This is a genomic window from Candidatus Neomarinimicrobiota bacterium, from assembly GCA_041862535.1.
Taxonomy (GTDB): domain Bacteria; phylum Fidelibacterota; class Marinisomatia; order SCGC-AAA003-L08; family TS1B11.
Map to the genome: position 1 here is coordinate 1 of JBGVTM010000076.1, position 6422 is coordinate 6422.

Sequence of the window (6422 nt, forward strand, 5' to 3'; positions counted from 1 at the left end):
CTCCCCCGATCCTGGACCTCCTGGAACCGGCCTGGATCAGCGAGGGCTTCACCTATCCTCAGGAAGAAGCCCAGTACAAGCAGGATGCCGCGGAACTACTCACAGCTTATCAGCAGCGCTTAAAGGGAAAAGAGCCCCCGGTACTGGCCGTCGAGCACCGCTTTACCTTCAATCTGGACGACGTCACCGTCACCGGCAGAATCGACCGCATCGATCTGGATAAAGCTGATCGCCTCACCCTGGTCGACTACAAGACCTCCCGGCGTAAAATGACCGAAAACGAAGCCCGGCAGGATCCCCAACTGGCCCTGTATGCGATGTACATTCTGCAAGCCAGGGAGATCAGTGGCCGGCAGCTGGCTCGCCCCGAAGCCATGGACCTCACCTATTACTTCCTCCGGACCAGGGAACCGGAAGTGACCGTCACCTTCAACGAACAGGAACTGGCCGACTTCCGGCAGCGCATCGCTCAGGCAGCCGGGGGCATCCGCCGCCAGGACTTCCCCTTCCAGACCGGCTATCACTGCAACTTCTGCGACTACAAGGATCTCATCTGCCCCGCCTGGGAACAGAAGCGCCTCTAACCGTGTCACCTGCTGACGAAAATAATACCCGACCCCTGGCGGTAGTGCTCCTCTCTGGCGGCTTGGATAGCTGCGTCACTGCCGCCATCGCCGCCCGCGGCCACGATCTGGCCCTGCTGCACGCCAACTATGGCCAGCGCACCGAAAAGCGGGAGCTCCAGGCCTTCCACGATATCGCCGATTATTACGCCGTGGCCCCCGAACGCTGCCTGGTGCTGGACCAGCGGCACCTGGCCGAAATCGGCGGCTCCGCCCTGACCCGGGCCGACATACCCGTGCCACGGGCTGACCTTGAGTCCCGGCAAATCCCCAGCACCTACGTCCCCTTCCGCAATGCCAACCTCCTGGCGGCGGCGGCCAGCTGGGCCGAAGCTCTCGGCTCCGAAGCCATCTTCGTGGGAGCGGTGGAGGCGGACAGCAGCGGCTACCCCGACTGCCGGCGCATCTTCTATGACGCCTTCGAGGTGGCAATGGAGGCCGGCACCCGCCCGGATACCCACCTCCGCATCGTTACCCCCATCATCGGTATGCGCAAGGCGGAGATTGTCCAACTGGGGATTGAGCTGGGTGCCCCCCTGCACCTGACCTGGGGCTGCTACCAGAACGAGGATATCCCCTGCGGCACCTGCGATAGCTGCGCCCTCCGCGCCCGCGCCTTCCAAGAAGCCGCCATCCCCGATCCCTTACTGAAACGGTCGCCCTGAGTCCCGACTTTACGTCGGGATCGAAAGAGTGAGGGGTCAGTTCTCTTTGCTTCCTTTGCGCCTTTGTGGTTCATCCTTTTCTCCCATTCTCGCTTATCCCGCGCACCAGGCGAACGACAATCCCGTTCCCATTGCCTATCTTCCCGCTGGATGAAACGTCGACCATACTTTCGCTTGCGCGGCGAGGCCGAATGAGCTTATATGCTGGGTGTGCCTGGTTCCTTTTCCATCAGTTTCCGGGGATCGGTCCCCTGCGCCGAACCCCACCTCACCAACCATACTATCATTGATTGTTTGTTTCGATTGTAAAGCGTAGATTTAAACACCGGAGTCCATATGGTCGCTGTGCAACCGAACGTTGCCAGCCACTCACTCATGCCTTGAAAATGGTCTTATTCAAAAGGGGGCTGCGATGAAGATGTGGGTCTCTCATCCGAAACAGGGTATTCCCATCGTGTGCCTGGGGCTGCTGTTGGGAACCCTCAGTGAGGCACAGGTAAACACTGAATCCATGCGAAGGGAAGACCTGGGTCCGGGATTCCATGTTGATCTGGGAGGCGATGTCGGCTATACCGACGGCAATTCCAATCTGTTCCAAAACCGCTCCAACCTGCGCTTCGACTATGTACGCGACTGGGGTCAAATGTTCCTGGTCTCCTACTATCGTATCAGTAAAAAAGATAAGGCGTTTTTTATCAATAAGGGCTTTTCCCACCTCCGGACTGTAAAAAACCTCCGCGGTGCTTTCTACGGTGAAGTCTTCTTACAGAAAGAATTCAATGAGTTTATCCAGCTGCAAGATCGACAGCTCATCGGTGGTGGGCTGCGTATCAAGTGGAATGAAACGGAACAGTTCAAGGCCTTACCGGAGCACTTGCACCTGGCCACAGGGATAGGATTCATGTGGGAGCGTGAGGAAATCGATACCGGGCCGGATGGAACCCAGGGAGATCCCTTCCATGGGTCTCTCGCTTCCCTTATCCGCTCTACCAACTATCTCGTGTTCAATTGGACACCCAAACCCTCGTTGGGTTTGCTGACAACCGCCTATTTTCAGATCGACACCCGGCGGATCAGCGACTACCGTGTTCTCGCGCGCTCCACATTCAATGTGGCCATCACCAAGCGCTTGGGCCTCACCCTCGATATGAACCTGCGCTACGACAGCGAACCACCAGGACAGGTGAAAGCCGTCGACATCGATTTCTCCAACGGCTTTTCCTACAAGTTCAAATAGGTCGCTCAGAATCCTGGCCTTGTCGGGCCTACAAGAGGAGAATAGCAGTGAAAACAGACCAACCAGCTCCGAATGGATTAGTCTCCGCCTATCTTCTTGATGGTCAGGGGGGTGGGAAGAAAATCACGTGGAAAGAGATCGCGACATGGACTCCGGAGTCCGGCACACTCTGGTTACATCTGGAGGGAAACTCGCCCTATGCCGAGCAATGGCTGCGGCAGGAGAGCGGGCTGGAGGAGATCACCTGCAATATCCTGACCCGGGAAGAAGTCCGACCCCGAAGCATACCCTCTGGAGCCGGCCTGTTGACGGTGCTGAGGGGCATCAACCTGAACGAGGGCGATGAACCGGAGGACATGGTGTCCATCAGGACCTATATTGACGCGCATCGTATCATCACGACCCGTCTGCGCTTCGTCCGCTCCATCGATGACCTGCGGCACGCCCTCGATGCCGGACGCGGCCCTGCCACTCCCGGTGACTTCCTCGCCAGCCTCGGCATGCGGCTGGTGGAGCGCATGGCCGATTACATTGCGAACGTCACAGATGAGGTGGGCGAACTGGAAGAAATGGTGGTGGACCCGCATCGTGGCGTGACGAGTGAGCGCCTGGCCGATGTTCGCCGCCAGATCATCGCTCTGCGGCGGCATCTCTCTCCCCAACGCGATGCTCTGGTACGTATCATCGAAACGCCGCTCACTTTCCTTGAAGAAGAAGACCGCAAACGCCTGCATGAAGTGTCCGATCAAACTATCCACTTTCTCGAAGAACTGGCATCAGCCCGCGATCAAGCCACCGTCACCCAGGAGGAACTGAACGGTCAAATGTCGAAACAGGTCGAACGACGCATGTACGTCCTGGCCCTCGTGGCAGCCATTTTTCTCCCCCTGACCTTCTTCACCGGATTGCTGGGGACCAACGTCGGCGGCATCCCGGGCAGCCACAGCCCCTGGGGCTTTATCTCTGTCACCGCTGTCCTGGCGGGTGTTCTCTCGCTACAGATCGTTCTTTTCCGCAGGATGCGTTGGCTCTGACTTCACACGGGAACAGCCAGGTCCCCATTCCCCCGGAACCCTGCCATCTGACTAGGCAGCAGTGGCTGGCGACTCGTGCCCCGTGTTGATTATATCTACGGATAGGGGCTCCGCAGCACGGCCAGGAGATAAGGTAATATGCGGGAAAGGAATTTCAATACCCTTCTCATCAAACGCCACCTTCACTTCCATCTGAATACTGTTCTTCAAGGCCAGAAAATCTTCGGTCTCAGCCCAGACACCGAATAGTAGATCGATACTGGAATCACCGAAGCCAAGGACAATGAAAATCGGTTGGGGGTCCTTCAAACAAAGCGGATTCATTTCAGCCACCTCGAATAACACCTCACGCACAGCTGCCAGATCTTCTTTGTAGGCTACTCCAATCTTCAGATCCACCCTGCGCTGGGGGAGTTTGGTTAGGGTGGTGACATCGGATTTGATCATAACCTCGTTCGGGATGCGGACGAAGAGGTTGTCGAAGGTTCTTAATTTGACGGAGAGAAGGTCGATCGCGAGTACTTCGCCGATCTTATCACCTACTTGTATGCTGTCCCCCACCGAAAAGGCCCGCTCACTGATCAGGAACAGGCCGCTGATCAGATTGGAAACCGAGGTCTGCGCAGCGAAGCCTACTGCGACGGATAGTACCCCCGCGGCCCCAAGAACCACTCCCAATTTGAAGCCCAGTTCGCGCAAACCTGAGATAAGGAACAATAGAAAAATGACATAGAAGATTATGCGATGGAAGAGCTTCAAGCGCTGTGTGTCCAGGCGAGCTTTCAGCAGCTGTTTCACTCCCAGGCAAGCTAGCTTGGCGAACGCATAGCCGGCAACGATGACCAACAATGCGCGAATCAGAGCCATGACCCGCTCATAAGTCAGCATTTCCGCAAGTCCAGTCCAGAGCTCATTCATGGTATTCCCTCCTCTATGTTGATGGCTCGGAAGGCCAGTCCAGGACGAAATGCTTCACGCAAAGATAGGATCGGCTTCAAAGCGGTAAGCTTTTCAGCGCAGAAATGGAAGAACAATCGTATTGTAATTCCGTTTGCATGCGTGAGTGATGCTCAACGCATGCTTAAGAACAGCAGTGAACCTGCACGCTGATACACAAGCTGCCCGGAACAATCGATAGGCAGCCTGTAATCAGGCTCATGGATGGATCAGGATGTCAATCCTCGGGTATAAAATGGATCTCGATTCTGCGGTTTTGCGACCGGCCTTCCTTGGTCGTGTTGGTAGCAATCGGCTTATACTCGCCATATGCAGCCACGGAAATCTTGCCGGGATTGACACCCCCCTGCTCGATGAGGTACCGGGTTACGTTGGTCGCCCTGGTCGTGGACAGCTCCCAGTTGGTCGCGTAGCGGTCCCGCAGCTTCTCACCGATGGGTACGTTATCGGTATGACCCTCGATCACGATTCGCTGGCCTACCGCCGTTTCAAAGGCCTTCGCCACCGCTTCTAGCACCTTCTTGCCTGACGTTCTGACCACCGCTTCACCAGAAAGGAATAATACCTGATCGAAGATATGAACATTCAGCCTACCCAGAAGACTGTCAATCCTGATTTGCCCCAGTTCGATCTGTTCGGTGAGCCCCTCAACCAGTCGTCCATAGGTGCTCTGCAGCTCCGCCATCTTCATAGCCTGCTCCTGCTGCTCCTTGGCAATTCGGTCGCATAGGACTTGGTGTTCTACCTGGAGAGAGGCTAACTCAGATTCCAGAGCCTGCTTGTCATTGGTCAATTGCAGGATCAGCTGGTCCTTCTCAGACTTGGAGGCCTCCATGGCGGCCTGAAGACTGGCGTTGGCCTCCTCCAGACTCGGTACCCGACTGCCGAGTTCGGCATTTTCTCCCTGGAGCCGGCCAACTTCTGCCAGCAGCGAATCGCGTTCCGCCGTCAGGGCAGCTACCTCCTTAATCAGCTGCGCTACCTCGGCTTGAAAACGGTCGGCTTCTTCTACTTTTGCCTGGAATTTCCCAGTAGAGACACAACTGGCTATCAGAAGAATGATAGCGCCTGAAATAAACAGCTGTATGAGTCGCATCTTGATCCCTCCCTATATGATTTCGATGTTATCAACAAAGCTCGCCATTAAATGTATATATCTTTGTGACTACCTCCAATTGGATTTAAAATTATTATTGCGTTCTATCTTCTATTTATGCTTACCGGCTGCAGCGATTTCATCTTACCTTCAATCTATCTTAGCCTCCGGGAGGGAAACCATGCTCGTCCATATCGTCTCTGTTCTGGGTGGTTTGATTCTGTTGATCGTAGGTGCTGACAGTCTGGTACGGGGCAGCTCGGGGATCGCGTTACGATTGGGTGTCAGTGCCCTGGCAGTCGGGCTGACCGTCGTGGCCTTCGGTACCAGCGCCCCTGAACTCGTGGTCAGCCTTAATGCGGCGATGATCGATAAGGGTTCCATCAGTCTCGGTAATATAATCGGCTCGAACATCGCCAATATTGCACTCATACTTGGTCTGTGCGCGATTCTAAGCCCTATCCGTATCCATGCTCAACTGTTTCGCCGGGACGTACCGGTTGCCATTCTGGCCACAGTCGTTCTGACTGTCATGATCGTCAATAATAGCCTGGGACGTCTGGAGGGCCTGATTCTCTTTCTATTATTTGGATCTTATCTTGGAACAACAATTTACCTGTCCAGGCGCGAGCGCGATGAGCACCTTCGCAAAGAGTTCAAGCAGGCTGTTCCAGCACGGCCTCAAAAACTGGGCCTCCTGCTTCTATTGATCATTGTCGGTCTCGGATTGCTTGTGCTGGGAGCACATTTATTCGTCGCTGGCGCGATTGCTCTTGCCCGCCGGTTGGCTGTCAGTGAAGCTGTCATCGG

Annotated in this window: 7 protein-coding genes; 5 read left to right on the forward strand and 2 right to left on the reverse strand. The window is 55.6% G+C overall.

Features of this window, described 5'->3' with window-relative positions; translation table 11 throughout:
* From ACETWG_03125 to ACETWG_03140, 4 genes are all read left to right on the forward strand, one after another.
* Positions 1–584, forward strand: a 584-nt coding sequence (locus ACETWG_03125) for a RecB family exonuclease (protein ID MFB0515580.1), incomplete at its 5' end; no start/stop codon positions are given.
* Positions 585–586: 2 nt separating this feature from the next.
* A complete protein-coding gene (gene queC, locus ACETWG_03130) occupies positions 587–1288 on the forward strand; it encodes a 7-cyano-7-deazaguanine synthase QueC (GenBank protein MFB0515581.1) in 702 nt (233 codons plus the stop codon).
* Between the two features lie 412 nt (positions 1289–1700).
* A complete protein-coding gene (locus ACETWG_03135) occupies positions 1701–2525 on the forward strand; it encodes a DUF481 domain-containing protein (GenBank protein ID MFB0515582.1) in 825 nt (274 codons plus the stop codon).
* Positions 2526–2572: 47 nt separating this feature from the next.
* Entirely contained in the window at positions 2573–3559 is a 987-nt protein-coding gene (locus ACETWG_03140; GenBank protein MFB0515583.1) for a zinc transporter ZntB, read from the forward strand.
* Between the two features lie 51 nt (positions 3560–3610).
* Here ACETWG_03140 and ACETWG_03145 read toward each other — a convergent pair whose 3' ends face one another.
* Both ACETWG_03145 and ACETWG_03150 read right to left on the reverse strand, forming a co-directional pair.
* On the reverse strand, positions 3611–4477 hold the full coding sequence (locus ACETWG_03145) for a mechanosensitive ion channel family protein (GenBank protein ID MFB0515584.1): 867 nt from the start codon (positions 4475–4477) through the stop codon (positions 3611–3613).
* 256 nt (positions 4478–4733) lie between these two features.
* Positions 4734–5612, reverse strand: coding sequence for an OmpA family protein (locus tag ACETWG_03150; GenBank protein ID MFB0515585.1), 879 nt, complete (start codon positions 5610–5612; stop codon positions 4734–4736).
* Between the two features lie 181 nt (positions 5613–5793).
* On the opposite strand from ACETWG_03150, the gene ACETWG_03155 reads away from it, so the two are divergent.
* Positions 5794–6422 (forward strand): sodium:calcium antiporter (locus ACETWG_03155; protein MFB0515586.1); only part of this gene is annotated, 629 nt, incomplete at its 3' end.

What these genes read in the sequence shown, in the direction of transcription:
- ACETWG_03135 (MFB0515582.1), top strand. Translation starts at nt 1,701, where the DNA reads ATGAAGATGTGGGTCTCTCATCCGAAACAGGGTATTCCCATCGTGTGC.
- ACETWG_03150 (MFB0515585.1), bottom strand. Translation starts at nt 5,612, where the DNA reads ATGCGACTCATACAGCTGTTTATTTCAGGCGCTATCATTCTTCTGATA.
- ACETWG_03145 (MFB0515584.1), bottom strand. Translation starts at nt 4,477, where the DNA reads ATGAATGAGCTCTGGACTGGACTTGCGGAAATGCTGACTTATGAGCGG.